Origin of the sequence: Actinomyces timonensis DSM 23838 (assembly GCF_000295095.1) — a bacterium.
GTDB lineage: Bacteria > Actinomycetota > Actinomycetes > Actinomycetales > Actinomycetaceae > Actinomyces > Actinomyces timonensis.
The window spans coordinates 1,383,849-1,407,020 of record NZ_JH806632.1 but is presented as its reverse complement, the minus strand read 5'-3'; the positions used below and the strand labels follow the sequence as shown (position 1 = coordinate 1,407,020).

17 protein-coding genes, 1 tRNA gene and 1 pseudogene are annotated in these 23,172 nt (G+C 72.1%); 10 read left to right on the top strand and 9 right to left on the bottom strand.

The genetic code is table 11. The features are described 5' to 3' along the window. Window positions 1–1,768, bottom strand: a 1,768-nt coding sequence (locus A1QA_RS13805) for a helicase-associated domain-containing protein (protein WP_082181139.1), incomplete at its 3' end; no start/stop codon positions are given. 135 nt (window positions 1,769–1,903) lie between these two features. Between A1QA_RS13805 and A1QA_RS0106270 the strand changes: the two genes are divergently transcribed. From A1QA_RS0106270 to A1QA_RS0106230, 9 genes are all read left to right on the top strand, one after another. Then, entirely contained in the window at window positions 1,904–3,073 is a 1,170-nt protein-coding gene (locus A1QA_RS0106270; RefSeq protein WP_017178066.1) for an ATP-binding protein, read from the top strand. Window positions 3,074–3,143: 70 nt separating this feature from the next. Then, window positions 3,144–4,841 carry a DNA repair helicase XPB gene (locus A1QA_RS0106265; RefSeq protein WP_017178065.1) on the top strand — a complete coding sequence of 566 codons (1,698 nt, stop codon included), beginning with the start codon at window positions 3,144–3,146 and terminating at the stop codon, window positions 4,839–4,841. A gap of 67 nt (window positions 4,842–4,908) precedes the next feature. After that, window positions 4,909–7,083, top strand: coding sequence for a coiled-coil domain-containing protein (locus A1QA_RS16495; protein WP_017178064.1), 2,175 nt, complete (start codon window positions 4,909–4,911; stop codon window positions 7,081–7,083). Between the two features lie 54 nt (window positions 7,084–7,137). Beyond that, window positions 7,138–7,998: a PspA/IM30 family protein gene (locus A1QA_RS13795; RefSeq protein ID WP_017178063.1), complete on the top strand. Its 861-nt coding sequence runs from the start codon at window positions 7,138–7,140 to the stop codon at window positions 7,996–7,998. 139 nt (window positions 7,999–8,137) lie between these two features. After that, window positions 8,138–8,758: an NYN domain-containing protein gene (locus A1QA_RS0106250; RefSeq protein ID WP_017178062.1), complete on the top strand. Its 621-nt coding sequence runs from the start codon at window positions 8,138–8,140 to the stop codon at window positions 8,756–8,758. 77 nt (window positions 8,759–8,835) lie between these two features. Beyond that, on the top strand, window positions 8,836–9,588 hold the full coding sequence (locus A1QA_RS0106245) for a response regulator transcription factor (protein ID WP_017178061.1): 753 nt from the start codon (window positions 8,836–8,838) through the stop codon (window positions 9,586–9,588). After that, window positions 9,588–11,102 (top strand): sensor histidine kinase, encoded by a 1,515-nt coding sequence (locus tag A1QA_RS0106240; RefSeq protein ID WP_017178060.1) that lies wholly within the window; start codon window positions 9,588–9,590, stop codon window positions 11,100–11,102. The genes A1QA_RS0106245 and A1QA_RS0106240 overlap by 1 nt, the downstream gene beginning before the upstream one ends. A gap of 239 nt (window positions 11,103–11,341) precedes the next feature. After that, on the top strand, window positions 11,342–12,664 hold the full coding sequence (locus A1QA_RS0106235; RefSeq protein ID WP_017178059.1) for an HD domain-containing protein: 1,323 nt from the start codon (window positions 11,342–11,344) through the stop codon (window positions 12,662–12,664). A 263-nt stretch (window positions 12,665–12,927) separates the two neighbouring features. Then, window positions 12,928–13,221: a WXG100 family type VII secretion target gene (locus A1QA_RS0106230; RefSeq protein WP_017178058.1), complete on the top strand. Its 294-nt coding sequence runs from the start codon at window positions 12,928–12,930 to the stop codon at window positions 13,219–13,221. 127 nt (window positions 13,222–13,348) lie between these two features. On the opposite strand, the gene groL is transcribed toward A1QA_RS0106230, so the two are convergent. The 3 genes from groL to A1QA_RS13790 form a co-directional block, all read right to left on the bottom strand. Continuing rightward, window positions 13,349–14,968 (bottom strand): chaperonin GroEL, encoded by a 1,620-nt coding sequence (groL, locus tag A1QA_RS0106225; protein ID WP_017178057.1) that lies wholly within the window; start codon window positions 14,966–14,968, stop codon window positions 13,349–13,351. Between the two features lie 292 nt (window positions 14,969–15,260). Next, the gene (locus A1QA_RS0106220) at window positions 15,261–16,715 is read right to left on the bottom strand and encodes a glycoside hydrolase family 15 protein (protein WP_017178056.1); all 1,455 of its coding nucleotides are present in this window, start codon (window positions 16,713–16,715) and stop codon (window positions 15,261–15,263) included. A 7-nt stretch (window positions 16,716–16,722) separates the two neighbouring features. Continuing rightward, complete coding sequence (locus A1QA_RS13790) at window positions 16,723–17,451, bottom strand: LytR C-terminal domain-containing protein (RefSeq protein ID WP_017178055.1); 729 nt, start codon at window positions 17,449–17,451, stop codon at window positions 16,723–16,725. A gap of 197 nt (window positions 17,452–17,648) precedes the next feature. Here A1QA_RS13790 and A1QA_RS0106210 point away from each other — a divergent pair, with 197 nt between their 5' ends. Then, window positions 17,649–18,335: a uracil-DNA glycosylase gene (locus tag A1QA_RS0106210; protein WP_017178054.1), complete on the top strand. Its 687-nt coding sequence runs from the start codon at window positions 17,649–17,651 to the stop codon at window positions 18,333–18,335. Window positions 18,336–18,455: 120 nt separating this feature from the next. Here the strand turns inward: A1QA_RS0106210 and A1QA_RS0106205 are convergent, their stop codons facing one another. The 5 genes and pseudogenes from A1QA_RS0106205 to A1QA_RS13780 form a co-directional block, all read right to left on the bottom strand. Beyond that, window positions 18,456–19,217, bottom strand: coding sequence for a Rossmann-like domain-containing protein (locus A1QA_RS0106205; protein ID WP_017178053.1), 762 nt, complete (start codon window positions 19,215–19,217; stop codon window positions 18,456–18,458). 174 nt (window positions 19,218–19,391) lie between these two features. After that, window positions 19,392–21,092, bottom strand: coding sequence for a DUF7059 domain-containing protein (locus A1QA_RS0106200; RefSeq protein ID WP_154652251.1), 1,701 nt, complete (start codon window positions 21,090–21,092; stop codon window positions 19,392–19,394). A gap of 84 nt (window positions 21,093–21,176) precedes the next feature. After that, a tRNA-Thr gene (locus tag A1QA_RS0106195) sits at window positions 21,177–21,252 on the bottom strand. 64 nt (window positions 21,253–21,316) lie between these two features. After that, on the bottom strand, window positions 21,317–22,234 hold the full coding sequence (locus tag A1QA_RS13785; protein WP_017178051.1) for a DsbA family protein: 918 nt from the start codon (window positions 22,232–22,234) through the stop codon (window positions 21,317–21,319). A gap of 177 nt (window positions 22,235–22,411) precedes the next feature. Further along, window positions 22,412–23,172, bottom strand: a pseudogene (locus tag A1QA_RS13780) (serine/threonine protein kinase); the annotation flags it as partial.

Sequence of the window (23,172 nt, the reverse complement as noted above, 5' to 3'; positions counted from 1 at the left end):
CGCCACCCGGGCCGCCCGCGGCGCCGTCGAGGACGAGGCGGCCCTGCCCGTCCTCCATGACGGGCGCCAGCCCGGTGGCCCGCAGCTCGCGCAGGACCTGCCCCGCGCTGGCGGTCGCGGTGAGGATGCCGGGGGCGGCCTCGTCGAGGCCGAGTCCCGCCAGCCGGGACTCGGCGAGGAGGCCGGCGGCGGTGGCGGGATCGGGGACGCGCAGGATCGCCGCGACGGGGCGCACGCGCACCGCCCCGTGGCGGCGGGCGGCGTCCTCGACGAGGGCGGCCAGTGCCCCCGGCAGCGGGGTGGGGCTGTAGGCGCCGAGCGCGTCGAGGATCTCCTCCGCGCCGAGCCCCGCGTCAAGGGCGCCTCGCACCGAGTCGGGCGTGAAGCGCAGGGTGAGGGCGCCGCCGCGCGATTCGACGACGGCACTGCGCTCGAGCAGGGCGGCGAGAGGCGCGACGGGGCGGCCCGGGACGATCGCGGTGAGGTCGGACTGGACGAGGAGCATGGCTACCGGCTCGGGCAGGTCGGCGGCCAGGGCATCCTCCAGGGCGGCCAGCGAGGCGGGGTCCGCCTCAGCGCCGTCGGGCGCCCCGAGCGCGTGCTCGGCGAGGGCGCGGCCCGCGCGCGAGAGAGCCCCGCCGCCGGTGATCCCCAGGAGCTCGGCCTCGGAGAGGATCGCGGTGATGGCGCCGTCGGGGATGGCACGGCGGGGCCGAGCGGCGATGAGAGTCGCGCGCGCGAAGCCGGGGGTGACGGAGGCGCCGTCGGGCAGGGAGGCGAGGAGCGCGAGGAGGCGGCGCCGGAGCGAGCGGGCCCAGGGGGCCTCGGCGGCGTCACCGAGCACGGCCCTCAGAGCGCCGTCCTCGGTGCGGCTGCCGACCAGCCAGGGGGTGCGGGCGCTCGATGCCCAGGCGGTGGCCAGGGCGGCCCAGCGCTCGGGGAGGGGCGGGGCGTCGTCGTGGGAGAGCCAGGCGAGGGCGGGCGCGGCGGGGAGCCAGGCGGCGCCGTCGTCGTCGAGGCCGAGGAGGCCCGCGGCTGCGGCGATCTCGATGATGGTGGCCGCCTGGGCGGGGGCCAGGCCGAGGGCCTCGGCGGTGCGGGCCAGGGGGCGCACGCCGACTCCGCCGGTGCGCAGGAGGGGGCCGGGCTCGCGCAGCCATTCGCGCGCCAGAGCGGTGACGAGGCGGACGGCCTCCTCGGCGTGCTGGGCGGACTCGGCGGCGATGGTCGCGGGCGCGATCGTGGTGAGGGAATCCGGGCTGGGGCCGGTGAGCGCCTCGGCGGGCGGGGGCCAGGCCGCGGCGTCGGGGGCGAGGGCCTCGGCGAGGCCGGGCGAGGGGCGGCCCGAGATCGTCAGGGCGAGGCGGGAGAGCTGGGAGAGGCGGTCGGCGACGGTCTCGATCGGCAGGGAGAGGCGGTCGGCGAGGAGGGCGGCGGTGTCATCGGTGCTGGCAGCGCTGGCGGTGCTGGCGGAGGTGGTGGAGCCGGCCGGGGCGGACTGCTCGGCGGCGAGGGAGACCAGGCCCTCGGCGACGGCGATGGCGGCGGCGTCGAGCCCGGCGAGCGCGAGATCGGTGCTCGTGCGCCCAGCGGCGCGGGCCGCGAGCGCGGTGAAGGAGGGCGACGGCGGGGCGAGGAGGTCGGGGCGGGCGAGGAGGAGTGCGGCGATCTCGCGATCGGGCAGGCCGGTGAGGCTCGCGGCCAGGTCGTCCACTGTTGCCGGCCCTGGTGCGCCCGCCAAGCGCCGCGGCGTGTCCTCACTGCTCATCCCACCAACGGTACCTCATCCCACCAACGGTACCGCCCCGCGCCACTCACCCCCACGCCAACCACTTCTGCAGACATATACATGGATATACAAAACCACTATACTCACGCATAGATCTGTAGATCGGATGGTGCCATGGACCCCGTGCTCAACCCCTACGTCCCCGGAGCGGGCCGCCGCCCCGCCGCGCTCGTCGGACGCGATGATGTCATCAAGACCTGGGACACCATGCTGCGTCGGGCAGAGCGCGAGAGGACGGACCCGCCGCTCGTGCTCTATGGACTACGAGGAGTGGGGAAGACTGTCCTCCTCACTCGCCTGCGCCACGATGCGGACGGGCGCGAGTGGATCACGGTCCAGATCGAGGCCGGGACCGGAAGATCCCTTCGCGAGATGGTGGGCGAAGGGCTGTACGGCCCCCTGAGCGACCTCGCGCGGCCCTCAGCCGGCAAGCGCCTGCTGCGCGCCCTGAAGACAGCACTCTCCTTCAAAGCCTCCTATGACCAGACAGGCTCATGGTCCTTCGGTCTCGACCTGAGCGGAGAGAGCGGCGGCGGCGCCGACTCGGGAGTACTCGAGACAGATCTCAAGAAGATCCTTAAGGACGTCTCGCTCGCAGCAGCCGAGGAGGGCAAAGGGCTCGCGCTCCTCATCGACGAGGCACAGGACCTCTCTACCGAGGATCTCACCACGTTGGTCGCCGTCTCCCACGCCGCGGCCCAGGACACCTGGCCGGTGCTCTTCGCGCTCACTGGGCTTCCCAGTCTCCCGCAGACCCTCTCAGAGGCGAAGTCCTATTCCGAGAGATTCCGGTTCGTCGAGGTCGAGCGACTCGACTCGGATAGTGCTGCCGCCGCGCTCGCCGACCCCGCGAAGGCGGAGGGCGTGGCGTGGGACGATGAGGCCCTCTCGCATGTCGTGGAATGCTCCGGGCGATATCCGTACTTCATCCAGCAGTTCGGACAGGAGGCGTGGAACGCGGCACTTGGAGAGCGCATCGACAGGCGAGCGGCTGAACTCGGAGTCATCTCAGGTCTCGGACAACTCGACAATGGGTTCTTCCGCGCCCGCTGGGACCGCACAACCCAGAAGGAGAAAGGCTACCTGCGGGCCATGTGCCCCGAAGGCGAGGAGGGCATCGGCAGCGGCGAGGTCGCCAATCGGCTGAAACGGACCATTCAGAGCCAGAGCATGGTACGCAGGTCCCTCATCCGCAAGGGCATCGTGTACGCGCCCGACCACGGCATCGTCGCCTTCACGGTCCCGGGCATGGTCGGATTCATCTCCCGACAGCACGGCGAATAGGGGCCCGCCTCCGTCGGCATGGGCGAGAGCACGTACCCCTTCACCTCCCAGGAGCGCGATACTCACCCCTATGCCCACCACGCCCGGCTCGTCTGCCCCCGCTCCCCCCGACGGCCCGCTCATCGTCCAGAGCGACCGGACGGTCCTGCTCGAGGCCGCCCACCCCGCCGCCGATGACGCCCGCCGGGCCATCGCTCCCTTCGCCGAGCTGGAGCGAGCCCCCGAGCACATCCACACCTACCGGATCACGCCCCTGGCCCTGTGGAACGCGCGGGCCGCGGGCATGGACGCGGAGACGGTCGTCCACGTGCTCGTCACCTACTCCCGCTTCCCGGTCCCCCACGCCCTGCTCACCGAGATCGCCGAGACGATGGGCCGCTACGGCCGCCTCCAGCTCGTCGCGGACCCCGCGCACGGGCTCGTCCTCCACGCCGCCGACCGGCCGGTCCTGGAGGAGGTCATGCGCTCCAAGCGCACCGCGGGGATGCTCGGGGAGCGCCTGGGGGACACCGACGTCGTCATCCATCCCTCCGAGCGGGGCCGCCTCAAGCAGGCGCTCATCAAACTGGGCTGGCCGGCGGAGGACCTGGCGGGCTACGTCGACGGAGAGGCCCACCCCATCGCCCTGGCCGAGGACCCGGCGGCAGCGGCCGCCGGCGCCCCGGGGGCCTTCGCGCTGCGCCCCTACCAGCGCCAGGCGGTCGACGCCTTCTGGGCCGGCGGCTCCGGCGTCGTCGTCCTGCCCTGCGGGGCGGGCAAGACACTCGTGGGGGCCGCCTCGATGGCGCGCTCGTCCACCACCACGCTCATCCTCGTGACCAACGCGGTCTCGGCGCGACAGTGGAAGGAGGAGCTCATCCGCTTCACCTCTCTCACCGACGACGAGATCGGCGAGTACTCGGGGTCGCGCAAGGAGATCCGCCCCGTCACCATCGCCACCTACCAGGTGCTCACAATGAAGAGGAAGGGCGTCTACCCGCACCTCGACCTGCTCGACGCGCGCGACTGGGGACTCATCGTCTACGACGAGGTCCACCTCCTTCCCGCCCCCGTGTTCCGCATGACGGCCGACCTCCAGGCGCGCCGCCGCCTGGGCCTGACGGCCACGCTCGTGCGCGAGGACGGCCGGGAGGACGAGGTCTTCAGCCTTATCGGCCCCAAGCGCTACGACGCCCCCTGGAAGGACCTGGAGAACCAGGGCTGGATCGCGCCCGCCGTGTGCACGGAGGTCCGCCTCACCCTCGACGCCGGCGAGCGGATGGCCTACGCGACGGCGGAGGCGGAGGACCGCTACCGCCTGGCGGCCACGAGCCCGCGCAAACTGCCGGTGGTCGAGAAGATCCTCGCCCGCCACCCCGGCGAGGAGGCGCTCGTCATCGGCTCCTACGTCGATCAGCTCGAGGATCTGGCCGAGCACTTGGGCGCGCCGGTCATCACGGGGGCGACGACGGTGCGCCAGCGCCAGCGCCTCTACGACGACTTCCGGGCCGGCCAGGTGCCCGTGCTCGTGGTCTCCAAGGTCGCGAACTTCTCCATCGACCTGCCCGGCGCCTCGGTGGCGGTACAGGTCAGCGGCTCCTTCGGCTCCCGGCAGGAGGAGGCGCAGCGCCTGGGGCGGATCATGCGCCCCAAGTCCGACGGCCGCCAGGCGCACTTCTACACAGTGGTCGCGCGCGACACGAAGGACCAGGAGTTCGCGGCCCACCGCCAGCGGTTCCTCGCCGAGCAGGGCTACGCCTACGAGATCATCGAGGCCGACGACCTGTGACCTGATCGCTCAGGCGTGGGCGAAATGAGTTGCCCCAGGCGCACTCCGACGGCGACGATGGGCTTTGATGCTATCGACAGCCCGTTCCTCGCGCCGTCCCTGTGACGCGCCGCGCCTGGCCATCCCGATCCTCCTCGTCCTGGGCGCGGGAGCACTCATCGCGCCCACCGCCGCCGCCCAGGCCCCCTCGGCCGCCAGCGGTCCCGCCGCGCTGGCAGCGGCTCCGGCGTCGAGCACGCCCGCCACAGGCGCCGCCGCCCGCGTCGTCGACGGCGCGAATATCCTCGATGACGCGGCCGCTGCCTCCGCCGTCGAGAAGGCCTCGAAGGACGGGATCACCCTGTCGATCCTCACGGCCACTGACGACTCCAGCAAGGCCGAGGCCCTGGCGAAGAAGGAGTGGAGCGTCAAGGGCATGGGTGCCTCGGACGTCCTGCTCGTCATCAACATGCCAGCCTCGGGCTCCAACTCCTACTACCTGGCAACGGGCAGCGCCATCCCGTCGTCGAAACGCAGCCAGTTGGGCAGCGACATCGGCTCCTACATGCGCTCGCGCGACTTCGACGGCGCCGTCGCCGCGCTGCCGGACCTGCTGGCCACGGCCAAGGGCAGCAGCAGGAGCAAGAGCGGGGACAGCGACTCGTCGGGCGGATCGACCACGGGTCTCCTGCTGGTCGCTGGCGGGGGCGCGGCTGCCGCGGGCGCTGCCGCTTACGCGATCTCGCGCCGCCGCAAGTCCGGCGATTCATCCACCCAGGAGGACACCGTGTTCTGGAACCGGAAGAAGAAGAAGACGCCCGAGCAGGTCGGCCCGGTGCCCCTCGACCAGCTCATCACCCAGGCGGGCGCCGCCCTCGTCACCGCCGATGACGCTGTTCGCTCGGCCGACGAGGAGCTGTCCTACGCCCAGGCGCAGTTCGGGCTGTCCGCGACCGACTCCTTCACCGAGGCGCTGAACCAGGCCAAGGCCCACCTGAGCCGCTGCTTCGAGCTGCGCAAGATCCTCGACGACGACATCCCCGAGACCGAGCCGCAGCAGCGCCAGATGTACGGGGAGATCCTCGACCACTGCCAGCAGGCCATGGGGACGATCCAGGCGCAGAAGCAGCTCTTCGAGGAGCGGCGCGGCATCGAGTCGGCCCTGCCGACCTCCATGTCGGAGACCGCCCAGCGCGCCGACGAGACCGAGCAGGCGATCACCATGGCCAAGACGCTCCTGGTGACCCTGCGCGCCACCTACCCCGCCTCGGCCCTCACCTCGGTCTCCGAGGCGCCCGACCGCGCGGAGCGGCTGCTGGCCGCGGGCCGCACAGCCCTGGAGCAGGCCAAGGCCAGCGCCGACGCCGGTCAGCAGTCCACCGCCGTCGAGCAGGTGCGCATCGCCCAGGGCTCGATCGCCCAGGCCGGCACCCTCGCCGCGCAGGTGACCAGCGCCAACGAGCGCCTGAGCACCGCCCAGGCAGATCTCGCGGCGGCGATCGCCTCCATCTCCTCCGACCTCGTGGACGCCAAGCGCCTGGCCGACCAGGTGCCAGGCGCCACCCTCGCCCCCCTCGTGGCCGACGCCGAGGCCGCCATCGCCGAGGGCCGCGCCGCCTCCGGGCGGGCCAGCACGGACCCGTCGGCCCCTGCCGCCGCCGGCCAGGTGGCAGGCGATCCCTTGGCCGCCCTGGACCACCTCAGCCGGGCCGAGACGGCGATCGACGCCGCCCTCGCCCCGGCGCGCGCCAAGGAGGAGAACGACTCGCGCGCCCGCAGCCAACTGGGCTCGCGCCTGTCCCGCCTCAACTCGCAGATCCAGTCCGTGACCACCTACATCACCACCCACCGCGGCGCCGTGGGCTCCTCGGCCCGCACCGCCCTGTCCGAGGCCAGCCGCCACGCCTCGGCGGCCACCACCACGCAGCCCACGGACCCCCAGGCCGCCCTGGCCGAGGTCGCCGCTGGCGAGCCACTGGTCGCGCAGGCGCAGGCCCTGGCGGAGGCCGACGTGCGCAACGCCGGCAACGCCTGGGGCGATGGCTCCAACTACTCCGCGCGGTATGGCCGCTATGGCCGCAGCGGCAGTGGCCTCGACCTCGGCTCGCTCGTGCTCGGCGGGATCCTCATGGGCGGCATGCTCGACAACGACCGCCCCCACCACTTCGGCGGCTGGGGAGGCGGTGACTCCGGAGGCGGCTTCGGAGGATTCGGCGGGGACTTCGGGGGCGGCGATTTCGGCGGCTCCGGCGGAGACTTCTGACCCACACACCTGTTCAACCCATCACCTCAACCACCACTCGAAGGGAACCCCACTATGGCTGAGAAGCAGTCGATCCTGGGCCGTATCGGCCAGTTGACCCGCGCCAACATCAACGCCCTCCTCGACCGCGCCGAGGACCCGGAGAAGATGCTCAACCAGCTCGTGCGCGACTACACGAACTCCATCGCCGAGGCCAAGCAGGCCGTCGCCCAGACGATCGGCAACCTGCGCATGACCGAGAAGGACTACGAGGCCGACGTCGCCGAGGCCAAGGACTGGGGCGCCAAGGCCCTGGCCGCCTCCCGCAAGGCCGACGAGATGCGCGCCGCCGGGGACGCCGCCGGCGCCGACAAGTGGGACTCGCTGGCCAAGGTGGCCATCACCAAGCAGATCACGGCCGAGAAGGAGGCCAAGGAGGCCGAGCCGACGATCGCCTCCCAGCGCCAGGTGGTCGAGCAGCTCAAGACTGGCCTGAACCAGATGGAGGTCAAGCTCGGCGAGCTCAAGTCACGCCGCGACCAGCTCATCGCCCGCCAGAAGACCGCCGAGGCCCAGGTCAAGGTCCAGGGCGCGATCAGCTCCATCAACGTCATGGACCCCACCTCCGAGCTCTCCCGCTACGAGGAGCAGGTGCGCCGCGTCGAGGCGCAGGCCGCCGGCCAGATGGAGCTGGCGAACTCCTCCCTGGAGTCCCAGTTCGCCGAGCTGGAGGCCTCCGACTCCCAGATCGAGGCCGAGGCCCGCCTGGCCGCCCTCAAGTCCGGCGGCAACGCGGCGCTCCCCTCCGCGAGCGCCGCCCCCGCCCAGATCACCAACGGGGACGACGCCGCGGTCAACGCCGCCTTCGAGGCCCTCAAGGCGCAGAACAAGCCAGCAGCCCAGCCCGCCGCTGACGAGGACGCCTCCTCGTACTGACGCGCCTGGCAGAACGGTCGGGAAAGGTGACGGGATTCGATCCGCGGGACTGGACCGCGGATCGGATCCCGCCGCCCCGACCTCCTCTCAGTGCGATCTCAGTGCGCTTGCCCCCGCGCCGCCCGGCTACGATAGGCGCATGAGCAACCCCACCTACCTCCTCATCGATGGCGAGAACATCGACGCCACCCTCGGCATGAGCGTCCTCGGCAGGCGCCCCGAGCCCGATGAGCGCCCCCGGTGGGACCGCGTTCTCTCCTTCTGCGACTCACTGTCGGACGCCTCGGCGTCGGACGGGGAGGGAGAGGACGCGCACGGCCTGTTCTTCCTCAACGCCACGAGCGGGCACATGCCGATGGGCTTCATCCAGGCGCTCATGGCGATGGACTACCGCCCGATCCCCCTGTCCGGCACGGGCGCCGTCGATGAGAAGGTGGTGGACACCGGTATCCAGCGGACCCTCGACGCTTTGGCCGAGCGCCTCGCCGCCCAGCGCGAGGAGGACGACTCCGCGCGCCTCCAGGTGCTCCTGGGCAGCCACGACGGCGACTACATCCCCCAGGTCGAGCGGCTCCTCGACGGCGGCGCGCAGGTCGGCGTCCTGTGCTTCCGCGAGTTCCTCAACTCCCATCTGGCGGCCCTGGAGACCAAGGGCCTGAAGATCCACGATCTGGAGTACGACGTCGACGCCTTCACCTCGGTGCTGCCGCGCATCCGGATCATCCCCCTGCAGGAGTTCGACCCGCTGCAGTTCATCTGACGGGCGGGCCCGCCGCCGCGCGAGCGCCCCCCAGCACCCATTCAGGAACCTCCCAGGAACCCTGCGACAATGGGCGCATGGATCTCGACGCACGCACCGGCACGCCTCAGGCATCCACCGAGGCCAAGCTCCTCGTTGTCGACGACGAGCCGAACATCCGCGACCTGCTCGCCTCCTCCCTGCGCTTCGCGGGATTCGACGTCGTCACCGCCACCGACGGGAACCAGGCACTGCGCACCATCGAATCCGATGATCCCGACCTCATCGTCCTGGACGTCATGCTCCCGGACATGGACGGCTTCACGGTGGCCAGGCGCGTGCGGGAGCGGGACATCGCCACGCCGATCCTCTTCCTCACCGCCCGCGACGACATGGATGACAAGATCCAGGGCCTGACGGTGGGAGGGGACGACTACGTCACCAAGCCCTTCGGCCTGGAGGAGGTCGTCGCCCGCATCCGCGCCATCCTGCGCCGCACGCACGCCGTCGACGAGGCCGATGACGGAACGCTGCGCGTGGCCGACCTCATCCTCGACGAGGACGCCCACGAGGTGCACCGCGCGGGGGTCGAGGTCGAGCTGTCCCCCACCGAGTTCAAGCTGCTGCGCTACCTCATGATCAACGCGGGGCGCGTGGTCTCCAAGACGCAGATCCTCGATCACGTCTGGGAGTACGACTGGAGCGGCGACGCCGCGATCGTGGAGTCCTACATCTCCTACCTGCGCCGCAAGGTGGACCAGATCGAGGCCCTCGACGGCACCACGGTGGTGCCGCTCATCCAGACCCGGCGCGGCGTGGGCTACATGCTGCGCGAGCCCAAGGGTGAGTGATGCCCCCATCCCGGAGACGGGGCCGATTCCACCCCATCATCGAGTCCAAGCGCTACTGGCACTCCCAGCCGCTGCGCACGCGCCTGGCGCTCATCACCACGGGCCTGCTGACCGTCGGCCTCCTGGCCACCTCCCTGGTGACCACCCAGCTGCTGCAGACCCATCTCATGGGACAGGTCGATGACCAGCTCAAGGTGACCTCCCGGACGATCGGCGACCGGGGCCTGGAGTACCTCCAGCAGGACGACAAGAGCTCGCAGGCCCCCACCACCTACTACATGGAGGCCCAGTACTCCAGCGGCAAGATCGGCCGCATGGTCAACGAGAAGACGACGGCGGAGTACGGGATCCCGTCACTGGGGGACCTGTCGTTGGGGGACGGCAACCCCTTCACCGTCGCCTCCTCGCTGGCGGGCCACTACTGGCGGGTCCTGCCCCTGGAGATCAAGGACCAGGACGGCAACTACGCCGGCGTCGTCGCCATCGCGCTGCCACTGCGCAATGTGCAGGAGACCGTGGAGCAGACCAGGCTCGTCGTCGCCGTGGCGGACGTCGTCGTCGTCCTCATCGGGGCGGGCCTGGCCACCTACCTCGTCCATCGCTCCTTCGGCCCCCTGCGCCAGATCGAGGGCGTGGCCGGCCGTATCTCGAGGGGGGACCTGTCCGCCCGCGTGCCGGTGACCGAGCCGCCGATGACGGAGGTGGGCTCGCTCCAGCAGGCGCTCAACACGATGCTCCAGCAGAACGAGCACGCCTTCTCGGTGCAGGTCACAGCGCAGGAGCGCATGACCCGGTTCGTCTCCGACGCCTCCCATGAGCTTCGCACGCCGCTGTCGGCGATCCAGGGCTACGGCGAGCTCTACCGCATGGGCGGCGTGCCCGCGGGCCGCACGAGCGAGGTCATGGGGCGCATCGAGTCAGAGGCCACCCGGATGGGCCGCCTCGTGGAGGACCTCCTCCAGCTGGCCCGCATGGACGAGGGCCGCAAGATGGACATTGCCCCGGTGGACCTCACCGCCGTGTGCGCGGGCGCCCTCACGGACATGGTGGTCCTGGCCCCAGAGCGCGATTGCTCGCTGCTGCGGCTCGACGGCGCCCCCGCGGACCCCCAGCCGCTCATCGTCATGGGGGACCGGGACCGGCTCGCCCAGGTGATCACGAACCTCCTGGGCAACGTGGTGCGCCATACGCCCGCGGGGACCCCGGTGGAGATCGCGCTCGGCCCGATCGGCCAGCGCTCGGTGATCATCGAGGTGCGCGACCACGGGCCGGGCATCGCCCCCAAGGACGCGAGCAAGGTGTTCCAGCGCTTCTACCGGGCGGACACCTCCCGGAACCGGGAGACCGGCGGCTCGGGACTGGGCCTGTCGATCGTCGCGGCGATCATCCAGCGCCATCACGGGACGATCGGCATCACCCCCACCCCGGGAGGCGGCGCCACGGTGCGCATCGAGCTCCCCCTGGCCCAGCCCGGCCAGGCGCCCACGGCCAGCGGTGGGCCCCGGATCGCGTGAGCGCGGTCGCGGGCGCAGACCCCGGGACCGGCCCAGGTCCTGGGCTGAGCGCGGCCCGTCGTCGCAGGTGAGGCGCCCCGGACTGGCCCCGGGACCGGCGCCGGGTCGCCCTCGGAACCACCCCGATGGGGAGCACTGCCCAAGGTGGCCGGTAGAACACGATCGCGCTTCGACTTTCCCGCCCCGCAGCCCTACGATGGAAACTGTTCTGTTATCTCCTGAGGCATCGGAGGCATGGCATGGCCGTCAACGACGCGCCGCAGTGGCTGCTCCCCGCCTTCGTGCGCAGCCTCAAGGCCCTGGGCACGACGGCCGAACTGGAGCAGATCCGCGCGACCGGCCAGGCGCTCATCGAGCGCTGGTCCACCCCGGACCGCCGCTTCCACAACCTCAAGCACGTCATCGACATGCTCGCCCGCGTTGACGAGCTCGCGGACGAGTCCCATTACCCCGATGTCATGCGCATCGCCGCCTGGTACCACGGCTGCGTGTTCTCCGCCGAGACCAAGGAGACCTACCAGCGCAACGGCGGCGAGGACGAGGTCGCCTCCGCCGCCGAGGCCGCCAAGGAGCTGTCCGCCCTGGGCGTTCCCGACGCCACGGTCGACCGCGTCTGCGCCCTCATCCTCAATCTCAAGAGCCACACGCTGCCCGCCAATGACATGGACGCCAGCGCCCTCAATGACGCGGACCTGGGGACCCTCGCCGTCGAGCCGCAGTTGTACAAGAAGTACCGGATGGCCGTCCGCGAGGAGTACGCCCATATCCCGGATGAGCGCTACTACGAGGCGCGCCTGGCGATCATCACCCGCCTCCTGGGGCGTGACAGGCTCTTCTCCTCGCCGCTCGGGGAGCGCTGGGAACTGCCCGCGAGGCAGAACCTGGAGGCCGAGAAGAATCGGATCGAGTGCGCACTGGCGAAGATCGCCGCGGGCGACTCCCTGCCGAGCGCGGATCTCGCCTGCCTCGAGGCCGCCGACGCCGGTGGCGCCGTCCCGTCCGCCGCCCCGGCTGCGCCCGTCAGTCCCTCACGCGGGGTAAGGGCCGTCGCGCCACCCGCTGAGGTGGCCGTCGAACCGTCGAGCGCTCCGGCGTCCTCGACGGCGGGCCCTGAGCCCCTCCGGCCCGCTGAGCCCGCGGGGGCGCCCGCTGCCGTCTCCACGCAGCCCGCCGCGCAGACGCGTCCCGCCGCCCTGCCCCCGTCGATCCCACCGGTGGCCCCGGCATCGTCGGGCTCCGCGTCATCGGCGCCGTCCTCGCCGTCGCCGCACACGCCCTCGCGGGGATTCCCCCGCGCCGCTGAGCCGAAGCGCGAGCACGACGAGCACGCCACCTCGATGGAGACCTGCGCGGAGGATATCGACCGCCTCCTGTCCTCTCGCCGCGCCGGGGAGGAGGCCGCGCCGCGAGACCGCCAGGCGATGGCGCAGGCGGAGCGCGAGCGCATGGCCGAGCGCCTGCGCCTCAAGACCGAGGAGGCCAAGATCGCCCGCGAGGCCCGCACCGGCGAGTTCATGCCGATCCTCGACGAGGTCGTCGACGACGGCGCCGGGGACCTCTGAGCCCCTTCCCGCGTTCCCTCCCGCCCGCCCCTGCCGCCGACTTCGTACCTTTCATGTCGACTTCTGTGGGTAAGGGTACGAAGTCGGCATCAAAGTGACGATCTCGCCGCCGAGGGGGAACTCGCCGCTGGCACCACAGGCGGCGGGGCGCAGGGCACTCGTAGCGGCCTGTGGAGGACGGGGCGGCCTCTCCCCCGCGCATGCCTACCGTGGATCGACGGCGCCATCCGGCGCTCATCCACCCACGCAGGAAAGGCCCCACCATGCCCGTCTTCTCCGTCGACACCCAGGCGGTCTCCGACACCGCCACCCGGACCGCCACTCGCATCTCCACCATCCAGGCCGAGGTCGACGCCATGAACAGCGACATCGCCACACTGGAGACCACCTGGTCCGGAACCGCCTCCATGTCCATGAGCTCGGCGGCGGCCTCCTGGCACCTCACCCAGCTGCGGGTCCAGGACAGCCTCGACATGCTCCGCGCCGCCCTCGGCATCTCCGCGGACTCCTACTCCAGCGCCGAGTCCGGCAACCAGGCCCTCTTCGTCCCCGAATGAGCCGCCGCGCGCGACGGCGGGCCGCCCCACTGGAGTCCAGTGGAACGGCCCGCCACCCGGATGATCGTCCGGGGCCCGGCGCTGCTCGCGCCCGCCACCCGGACGACAGGCGCTGATCGCTAGCGGATCAGTACATGCCGCCCATCTCGTCGCCGCCGGCGGCCGGGGCGGCCGGGGGCTCGGGCTTGTCCGCCACAACAGCCTCGGTGGTGAGGAACAGGCCCGCGATGGACGCGGCGTTCTGCAGGGCGGAGCGGGTGACCTTGACCGGGTCGGCGATGCCGGCCGCGAGGAGGCTCACGTACTCGCCAGTGGCGGCGTTGAGGCCCTCACCGGTGGGCAGGTTGCGCACGCGGTCCACGACGACGCCGCCCTCGTAGCCGGCGTTGACGGCGATCTGCTTGAGCGGGGACTCCAGGGCGACCTTGACGATCGCGGCGCCGGTGGCCTCGTCGTCGGAGAGCTCGAGGCCCTCCAGCGCGGCGGCGGCCTGGATGAGGGCCACGCCACCACCCGCGACGATGCCCTCCTCGACGGCGGCCTTGGCGTTGCGCACGGCGTCCTCGATGCGGTGCTTGCGCTCCTTGAGCTCCACCTCGGTGGCGGCGCCGGACTTGAGGACGGCGACGCCGCCGGCCAGCTTGGCGAGGCGCTCGGAGAGCTTCTCGCGGTCGTAGTCGGAATCGGACTTCTCGATCTCGCCGCGGATCTGGGCGACGCGGGCCTCGATGGCCTCCTTGTCCCCGGCGCCCTCGACGATCGTGGTCTCGTCCTTGGTGACGACGACCTTGCGGGCCTGGCCCAGGTCCTCGATGGTGGCGTTCTCCAGCTTGAGGCCGACGGTCTCGGAGATGACGGTGCCGCCGGTGAGGATCGCCATGTCCTGCAGCATCGCCTTGCGGCGGTCGCCGAAGCCGGGGGCCTTGACGGCCACGGACTTGAAGGTGCCGCGGATGCGGTTGACGACGAGGGTGGCCAGGGCCTCGGCCTCGACGTCCTCGGCCACGATCGCCAGTGGCTTGCCGGCCTGCATGACCTTCTCCAGCAGCGGCAGGAGGTCCTTGACGTTGGAGATCTTGGACTCGACGAGCAGGACGTAGGCGTCCTCGAGGACGGCCTCCTGGCGGTCGGCGTCGGTGACGAAGTAGGGGGAGATGAAGCCCTTGTCGAAGCGCATGCCCTCGGTGACCTCGAGCTCGAGGCCGAAGGTGTTGGACTCCTCGACGGTGATGACGCCCTCGTGGCCGACCTTCTCCAGGGCCTCGGCGATGAAGGCGCCGATCTGGGGGTCAGCGGCCGAGATCGAGGCGGTGGCGGCGATCTCGTCCTGGGTCTCGACGTCCTTGGCGTCGGCGAGCAGGCGCTCGACGACGGCGGCCACGGCCTTGTCGATGCCGCGGCGCAGGGCGATCGGGTTGGCGCCGGCCGCGACGTTGCGCAGGCCCTCGCGCACGAGCGCCTGGGCGAGCACGGTGGCGGTGGTGGTGCCATCACCGGCGACGTCGTCGGTCTTCTTGGCGACCTCCTTGACGAGCTCGGCGCCGATCTTCTCGTAGGGGTCCTCGAGCTCGATCTCCTTGGCGATGGTCACGCCGTCGTTGGTGATCGTGGGGGCGCCCCACTTCTTGTCGAGCACGACGTTGCGGCCCTTGGGGCCGAGGGTGACCTTGACGGTGTCGGCGAGGACGTTGAGGCCGCGCTCCATGCCGCGGCGGGCCTCCTCGTCGAAAGCGATGATCTTGGGCATTGTGTTCCTCCACTGCGTGGTGGGTGGCCGGTTCGCGCCCGCGACGGACGGATCGGTTCCAGGCGTTCACGTCACGCCCAGCGCCGGCCCTCACGTCCCAGCCGGGTCAATTGTCACTCGAAGGCTCCGAGTGCTAACGGCAATGCTGGCACTCTCAGTGCCCGAGTGCAAGGCGCCTATCGCGCCGCGCCCCCGGCTTCTCCCGATGGCGAACCGGGCGCGCCCAGCGATGAGTCATGGACGGGCCGGACGAGGGGCGGCCGCTCCTGACTGGTCGGACGCCTTGGGCCGCTCAGCCGCTGAGCTCGGCGGCTGTCAGCAGGACGAGCGCGCAGGTCCAGGCCAGGGGCGCGGGACCGGCAGGGCTCCCGTCCGCGACGACCTTCTCCGGCAGCGCTCCAGCCGCGGTGCGGTGCGACTCCAGCCAGGCCATGAGCTCCTCGGCCTCGCCGCGCTCCCCTAAGGCGGCGGCCGACCATGCCAGGAGGGCTGTCTCCGGGGTCCAGGAGACGCCGTCGTCACGCCAGCCCGAGCCCGGTGCCACGCCTCCCGAGGCGCGGGTCATGCGCGCGCGGGCTCCCGCGCGGACCGGCGCGCTGCCCTCCAGTTGCTGGGTGAAGGGCGGGCCGACGAGGGCGATCGCGGCGTCGACGTCGTCGTCGCGCACGTGACGGCCCCAGCCGGGGTTGAACACCCGCTCCATCGCGCCACGCACCCGCGCCACGCGATCAGCGAGGCCCTCCCGGGACGGCGCCGCGCCACCGGGCAGCGAGTCCGTGAGCGCGAGGGCGGCCTCCAGCCCCAGGAGGACCGGCGCGGCCAGGCCGAGAGTCGTCCGCTTCTCGGGGACCTCCCAGTAGTCGGCACCGGCCGGGGGCAGGTAGGTGAGCGTGGAGGTGAGGGCCATGAGGCGCGCGGCGGCCCGCGCGGCGGGGGCGGCCAGGTCCTCAAGATCCGCCGACGAGGCGGAGCCGCCCGGCCCTCCTGGTGCAGCGCGGTCGGCGCCCTCCCCCGCGGCGAGGCGGCCGAGCGCCCAGAGGAACCATCCCGCGCCATCCTCCTGGCGGGGGCGGTTGTCTGGCGCCTGGCCAGCGGCGTTGTAGCGCGCCTCGAAGCCGCCGTCGGGAAGCTGCAGCGCGGCGAGCTGGCGGAGGATGGCGAGGGCCTCGTCCCTCAGCCCCACGGCGTCGAGGGCGACGGCGGCGAAGGAGGCGTCGCGGGGCCACACGTAGCGCCAGGCGCTCACGGGACCGGCGACGACGGCGCCCGCGTCGAACACCTCGGGGGCGGGCCCGTCGGGGTCGGGGAACTCCTGGGCCGCGAGCACGGGGCCGGTCAAGGCGAGGAGGTCGGCGAGGGCATCGGCGGCCAGGTCCTTCCAGCGCCTCTGCGGGAGCCGGGCGCCCGAGGTCCGTCGCTGGTACGCCTCCAGGGCAGCGGCGCGCTCGGCGTCGTCGGGTCCCAGGGGGTTGGCGGAGGAGGCGGGCACGCGCGTGCCCGGCAGGCACTCGATCTCGGTGCGGGGGTGGAGGGGGATGATGACGCCGTCGGTCCAGATCACCACTCCTCCGCTCAGGAGGACGGGCTCGGGGCGGGCAGTCAGCCAGTGAGCAGCAGTGGCGGTGGCGAGGGCGCCGCCCGCGAGCAGAGGAAGGCCGATGAGGGTACGACGGCGCAGGGAGCCCGTGCCCCTATCGCGCGGCGCCCCGATCGGGCCAGCAGGATCGGGCGCGCGCTCGGCGCCCATCAGGCGCTCATCGGCGGTTGTTGGCCTCGCCGTTGCCGACGCGGTCATTCCCGGTCCCGCCATTGCCGGTCTCGGCGGTCGCCTTACCGCCCGCGCCATCGGCGGAGGTGGCGGCGGCGCCGTCGCCACCCGTCTCCTGGTAGTCCTCGCGCAGGATGATGACGATCGGGTTGGTCTGCGCCTGCCCCGCGTCCTCCACGGCCTCGCCGCCGCCGAGGGCCGCGACGACGGCCTGCGCCGTGGCAGCGTGCTCAGCCGACTTGTAGTACACGGTGGTCTTCTCGGGACTCGTCTCCGAGTAGGTTCCCTGGGGGATGGTGATCTGCGTGTAGCCGGCGGCCGTCAGCTTCTCGCCAGTGCGGCCGGCCAGGCCCTGGGTGGAGGTGCCGTTGTAGAGGGTGATACCGGTGGACATGTCGGGCTCGCCCGTCGGCGTCGCGGAGGCGCCGGGCGCTCCATCGCTCGGGGTGGCGCCATCGGTGGCGCCCTGCGATGCGGGCGCACCGGTTCCGGCAGGGGTCGCCGTCGACGTGCCGGCGGTGCTGTTGGAGCTGTTGGAGGAGTGGCCCAGGAGCTTGACGGCGCCCCAGGCGAGGATCGGGACCAGGATGAGCACAGCGAGTAGGGATACCCAGCTCCGCCAGGCGGACGGCTCGGCACGGTGGACGCCGATCGGCGCGGGTCCATCGCCCCTGCCGTCGTCGAACTCGTCGTCGGGGTAGTCGTAGTGGCTCACGCGGGCAGAATACCGGCCCACCGCCCCCGGCGCAGCGGACACGACGAGGACGCGCCTATCTCTCGCCGCCGATCCATCGCCGCGAAGCAGCACGGGCGCGGGCCGGGCGAGGGACCTCCCACGCGGGATTCGGCCATGTCCCCTCATCGTCCCTCAGCATCCCCTCACTGGCGGTGGGGACGCTCTACGCTCGGGGCATGAGCGAGTCCCATGAGCCCCAGCCTCTCGACCAGATCATCGACCCCTCGTGGGCGCGGGCGCTGGCGCCCGTGGAGCCGACGATCCATGAGATCGGCGCGCGCCTGCGCCAGGAGATCGCCGAGGGGCGCGGCTACCTGCCCGCGGGCACGGATGTGCTGCGCGCCTTCACCTACCCGCTTGAGGACGTGCGCGTGCTCATCGTGGGGCAGGACCCGTACCCGACGCCGGGCCACCCCATGGGGCTCAGCTTCTCCGTCGCGCCGGGGGTGCGCCCGCCCCGGAGCCTGGAGAACATCTTCACCGAGCTCGTCAGCGACCTCGGCGTGCCCCGGCCGACCTCCGGCGACCTCACCCCGTGGTCCCGCCAGGGGGTCATGCTGCTCAACAGGGTTCTCACTGTCCAGCCGGGCTCGCCGGCCTCGCACAAGGGCTGGGGCTGGGAGCGGGTGACGCAGCGGGCGATCGAGGCGCTGGTGGAGCGCGGCGGTCCGCTGGTGGCGATCCTGTGGGGGCGGCCCGCGCAGTCGCTCACGCCGATGCTGGGCTCGACGCCGATCGTCGCCTCGCCGCACCCCTCGCCGCTGAGCGCCTCGCGGGGGTTCTTCGGCTCGAGGCCCTTCTCGCGCGCCAACGCGCTGCTGGTCGAGCAGGGCACCGCCCCCGTCGACTGGCGCCTCCCCTAGCCCGCGAGACCGGGCGAACAGCACGGCGAAACCGGGCGAACAGCACCGCGAGATTCCGGTCCGCGCGCTCACCAGCCGGCTCAGTTCCTCACGCCCCCTGGGATCGGCCACCCGTATCGGTCAGGCGGGAGCGCGGTGGAGGTGCATGCGGTGGCCGGGGCCGATACCGGGCAGGGCGTCGAGTATGCCGGGTTCCAGGCCATCATCCGCCACCCAACCGGTGATCGTGTCGACTCCGAGGTCGAGGAAGAGGGGGTGCATCGGCGTCGACGGCCCCACGAGGACAGTATGTGCCCCTCCGCCGGCCGCGAGCTCGATCAGGCGGGGCATCGTCTTGTTGACCAGGCTCGACGACGAGATGAGGACGGCGTCGCAATCCGCCAGCAGGTACTCGCAGGCGGTGTCCGGGTAGTCGCCGGGGCGCGGGTCGCGCTCCAGGATGAGGACCTCCGCGGCGCGGGTCAGCGCGCCCCGGGCGAAGGGGAAGTGCCCGATCACGCCGATGCGCCCTCCGGCGAAGCGATCGTTGTAGGGGTCGAACACCTCGCGCCAGCCCACCCCATCCCCCGTGGGCTCGAAGCCATTGGCGACGGCGATCTCCTGGCGGGAGTACCAGGAGTTGATGACGGCCAGGCCCACACTCGCCTCGGCCAGGTTCCACGACTTCACCAGCGAGGCGGCGTCGCGGAGCGGGCGCCCCTCCACAGGGGCATCGGCGCTGAGCGCCGGGCGCGAGCGCGCGTCAATGGTGTAGGCGGCGCCGCACCCGCCATGGTCGTTGAAGGCGCGCGTCCACTGCGGGCCGCGGTGGACGGCTGTCACCCGCGCGTCATCGGGGAGGTCATCGATGAGCGCGTCGTAGATCTCCCAGGGGTTGGGCATGAACTCCACTCCAGACGTCAGAACAGTTGATGAGGATTGCCTCACCATATCGGCGCGCCCGACCAGCCTCCGCCCCTGACCGTCCTGCGGGATCGCGCCGTCACCATCCGGCGTGGCCCCACGATCTCGCCGTGCTGTTCGCCCGGTTTCGCCGTGCTGTTCGCCCGGTCTCGATCAGGGGGCGGCGGGGGGAGTCAGCGTGAGCATGCCCCAGGCGGCGAGATCGCGGCAGTCGGCCACGAGCTCGGCGGTGAGCGCCGCGGCCTCGGCATCGAGGAGGGCGGCGACGGCGCCCGCGATCTGGGCGATGGACAGCTCGCCGTCGGCCACGCCGATGAGCGCGGCCAGGGCGGTGCCCGCCTCGACGGAGCGCCCCAGTCCCCCGCCCTGGCGCAGCAGGATGACGCTGGGATCGGCCTGCCCGGGCACGAGGTAGCGCTCCTCGGTGACATCGGCGGCCACCACCGGCATCAGCGCAGCGACGGCGCTGTCATCCAGGAGGGCCAGCTGATCGCGGACGGCGATCGACGCCGCGACATGCGCCCCCAGGGCCCCCGACGGGCTCGTGCCCACCTCCTCCAGGACCCGCCAGGGCCTCCGGCTGGCGCCGCCCGCCCCCTCGGCCGAGGGCCGGTGCGCGAGGAGGTAGCCGAAGCCGATGGCCTCGACGCCGCGCGCCTCGAAGTCGCCGATCCACGCCCCCAGGGCCGCCTCGAAGGCGTCGCGCTCGCGCTCGGGGGTGAGCCCGCCGTCGCGCAGCCACATGGTGGCGTACTCGACCGGGTCCTGCGCGTCGCGCTCGATGACCCAGGCATCGACGTCGTCGGGGAACCACTCCCCCACGGTTCCCCGCCAGTCGGCGCCGGCCCCGTGCTCCCAGTTGCCGAGCATGACGAGGGTGCCGCCGTCGGCGAGGCGACCGGCGAGGCCGGGCACGAGGTGGGGCAGGACGGGCCCGCCGGCGTCGCGGTACTCCATGAGCGGCAGGCCTGCCTTGCGCACGGCTGGCGGGGTGATGACGAAGGGCGGGTTGGAGACGATGAGGTCGTACTGGCGCTGCCCGAGGGGCTCCAGGAAGGACCCGGCGAGGAGCTCGAGGCGCTCGGGGGCGACGCCCGCCAGCGCGGCGTTGAAGGCGGTGAAGGCGAGGGCCCGCTCGGAGATGTCGGTGGCGGTGATGCGCTCGGCGTGGCGGGCCAGGTAGAGGGTCTGGATTCCGCAGCCGCAGCCCAGGTCGAGGGCGGCGCCCACGGCCCCGCGCGGAGTGAGCCCGGCCAGGGTGAGGCCGGCGCCGCCGATGCCCAGGACATGGTCGGGGGCCAGCGATCCGCCGGAGACGAGCTCGCCGACGTCGGAGGCCACCCACCAGCGGACCTCACCCGCGTCGTCGCGGGCCTCGTGGGGGCGCAGGTCCACGAGGGCGCGCACGAGGGCGGCGTCATCGATTCCGGCCTCGCGGCCCTCCTCCCCGCCCTGCCCGCGCCCGTCCAGGGCGACGAGCCCGATCCGGGTGGCGCCGCGAGCGCCGGTGCGCGGGAGGACGGCGTCGAGCTCCCCCGCGGTCACGGGCTCGCCGAGCATGAACAGCGCGGTGAGGATGGCGACTGGATCGGGGGCGGCGCCAGGCGCGCGCCCGTCCTCCAGGGCGACGCGGACGGCGCGCAGGGCGGGCAGGCGGATCTCCCGGCGCAGGGCGGCCTCGGCGACGCTCCCGATGAGGCCGGTGACGGCGTCGATACCCCAGCCGGATTCCTCGAGATCGGCTCGCAGGGCGGCGGCCTGCCGCTCATCGAGGGCCGGCGCGGGCGGGGAGGGCTGGGGCGGCGCGGGCGCCTCGCCGGTAGGACCGGGAAGAGCGGAGTCGTGGATGGCCATGGGACCAGTGTGCCGCGCCGCCGAGAAGAGGCGGCGATGGCCGACGGCGGGCGCGCCCGGCATGGGAGGGCCGGGCGCGGACGTTGGAGCCGCGTGCCGGGCTCGAACCGGCGACCTGCTGTTTACAAGACAGCTGCTCTACCAACTGAGCTAACGCGGCGGTGCGGGCCCGTCGTGCGGGCCCGGGCGCAAGTGTGGCACATGCGCCGGCGATCGCGGGACGCTCAGGGGGCCGGAGTGGTGGCGGGAGCCTCGGACGGGCTCGCCGCCGGCGCCCCGGCGCCGCCCTGCTGGCCACTGACGTAGTCGGCGAGGCTGTTCTCGGCCTGGAGCTGCTGCAGATCGACCAGCTGCCCGTTGTAGAGAACCGCGGGGGTCCCACTGAATCCCTTCTCCTTGCCATTCGTCTGGAAGGCCTGGTTGGAGAGATCGATCCACTTGTCGTACTTGGAGGACTTGACGGCTTCCTTGATGGCGTCCTGGGTGTCCGAGGACAGGCCCGCGCCCGAGGCCGTCTCCCAGATGCCCTTCTTCTGCAGGAGGGTCACATCCCTCTTGGCCGCCGCCTGCTCGAAACGGGAGAACAGCGCGGTGTGGAGGTCAAGGGCCTTGTCAGGCTCCTTGTCGAGGACGACGCCCATGGCGTTGTAGGCCCAGATCGTCCACTTGAGCTTCAGGACATGCGCGGGATGGAGGACCAGCGTGACCTTGCCATCGGTGACGAGTGACTTCATCTCCGCGGAGTGGAGGGCCTCGAATTCGGCGCAGTGCGGGCAGGAGTAGTCGAAGTAGATATCGAGGACTGGAGCGCCCTCGTTGGACGTGCCGACCTTGAGATCAGAGCCGTAGGTGAGCGCGCCGCTCTCGGGATCCACCGAGGAGGGAACGAGGCTGCCCTTCTCCGTGTTCAGGTCCGGGGCCTTCTCCTGCCCGTTCTCGTCATCCCCCTCGGTGCTCTTCGACTTCCAGATCAGGCCGCCGATCCCACCGACGACGGCGACACCACCCACCCCGATGGCGGCGCGGCGGGTGATGGTGGCGCGATGGGCCTTGCGGGCCTGCTCCTCGCGCAGGGCCTGCGCCTTGGCACGAGCGGCCTCTCGGCGCTCAGCCTTGGTCGGGCGTGGGTCATTCGAGGCCATGCTCGGTTCCTCCGAATCTGGTGGGTAGCGGCGCGACAGGTCGCACCGACCATAGTTGAACATTCACGTGTCAGGAAGGGGCAGGACGGATTGCGACCTGTTCAGAGGCGGACGATCCCCCCCTCCAGCTCCAGAGCCCGCCTCACACCCTTCCGGCGATCGCCGGTGGCATCGCGCTTACTGGAAGGGGCTGAGCGTCCCGGGCGGGAGGCGCAGAAGCACTTCCAGGACGAGGCAGCCCACGCCAAGGGCGAGGAGCACAACAGCCCAGAGCACGCGGATCGGCTGGCTGGGCATGAAGGCGGAGACGATCTTGGCGCCGCCGCGCCGAGTGGCCGATCCCCACGGGACGAACCACAGGATAAGCAGGAAGACGAGCTCGCAGCCCGCCATGAGAAGGGCTCTGCGGTGACGGAGGTGCATGCCCTTCAGGAACGACGGATCCATGCCGACCTCCGCGCCCATCGGCCCTCGAAGCAGGAGGTAGAGGCCTCCTGCGACGACGCCGGCGAGGAGGATCGCCGGTAGCGCCGCCCCGAGGGAGCGCAGCAGGTAGAGGGGGCTCGAGGCCCACATCCGCGCCGTGTCCCCCGCTGTGGCGCTCCCCCGTTGGAGGCGGCGCCAGCGCCGATCGTCATCCCCGCGACCCGCTGCGCCGGCGAGCACCGTGAGAACCGATGCGACCAATGTCACCCAGATGGGCGCCCACATAGCGAGCATGACGAGGAGGAAGGCGGCGCACAGGATCATGGTGCGGCGCCGCTGGGGCTCGCGGGCCCAGTCGGGGAGAACGGCGGCCGGGGCCGCAGTGCCGCCAGGCGCTCCCGCGGCCACTGCGGGGCCGGTCCCGGTGGCCGCGCCCGCGGGCCGCGCCGCCGGTCCGTTCGACCAGCCCGACGCGGCGGGGCCAAGGGCGGTGCCCCCCGCCTGTGAGGGCT

What these genes read in the sequence shown, in the direction of transcription:
- A1QA_RS0106210 (WP_017178054.1), top strand. Translation starts at nt 17,649, where the DNA reads ATGAGCGAGTCCCATGAGCCCCAGCCTCTCGACCAGATCATCGACCCC.
- A1QA_RS0106240 (WP_017178060.1), top strand. Translation starts at nt 9,588, where the DNA reads ATGCCCCCATCCCGGAGACGGGGCCGATTCCACCCCATCATCGAGTCC.
- groL (WP_017178057.1), bottom strand. Translation starts at nt 14,968, where the DNA reads ATGCCCAAGATCATCGCTTTCGACGAGGAGGCCCGCCGCGGCATGGAG.
- A1QA_RS16495 (WP_017178064.1), top strand. Translation starts at nt 4,909, where the DNA reads ATGCTATCGACAGCCCGTTCCTCGCGCCGTCCCTGTGACGCGCCGCGC.
- A1QA_RS13785 (WP_017178051.1), bottom strand. Translation starts at nt 22,234, where the DNA reads ATGGCCTCGAATGACCCACGCCCGACCAAGGCTGAGCGCCGAGAGGCC.
- A1QA_RS0106200 (WP_154652251.1), bottom strand. Translation starts at nt 21,092, where the DNA reads ATGGCCATCCACGACTCCGCTCTTCCCGGTCCTACCGGCGAGGCGCCC.
- A1QA_RS0106245 (WP_017178061.1), top strand. Translation starts at nt 8,836, where the DNA reads ATGGATCTCGACGCACGCACCGGCACGCCTCAGGCATCCACCGAGGCC.
- A1QA_RS0106250 (WP_017178062.1), top strand. Translation starts at nt 8,138, where the DNA reads ATGAGCAACCCCACCTACCTCCTCATCGATGGCGAGAACATCGACGCC.
- A1QA_RS0106265 (WP_017178065.1), top strand. Translation starts at nt 3,144, where the DNA reads ATGCCCACCACGCCCGGCTCGTCTGCCCCCGCTCCCCCCGACGGCCCG.
- A1QA_RS0106220 (WP_017178056.1), bottom strand. Translation starts at nt 16,715, where the DNA reads ATGGGCGCCGAGCGCGCGCCCGATCCTGCTGGCCCGATCGGGGCGCCG.
- A1QA_RS0106205 (WP_017178053.1), bottom strand. Translation starts at nt 19,217, where the DNA reads ATGCCCAACCCCTGGGAGATCTACGACGCGCTCATCGATGACCTCCCC.
- A1QA_RS0106235 (WP_017178059.1), top strand. Translation starts at nt 11,342, where the DNA reads ATGGCCGTCAACGACGCGCCGCAGTGGCTGCTCCCCGCCTTCGTGCGC.
- A1QA_RS0106230 (WP_017178058.1), top strand. Translation starts at nt 12,928, where the DNA reads ATGCCCGTCTTCTCCGTCGACACCCAGGCGGTCTCCGACACCGCCACC.
- A1QA_RS13795 (WP_017178063.1), top strand. Translation starts at nt 7,138, where the DNA reads ATGGCTGAGAAGCAGTCGATCCTGGGCCGTATCGGCCAGTTGACCCGC.
- A1QA_RS0106270 (WP_017178066.1), top strand. Translation starts at nt 1,904, where the DNA reads ATGGACCCCGTGCTCAACCCCTACGTCCCCGGAGCGGGCCGCCGCCCC.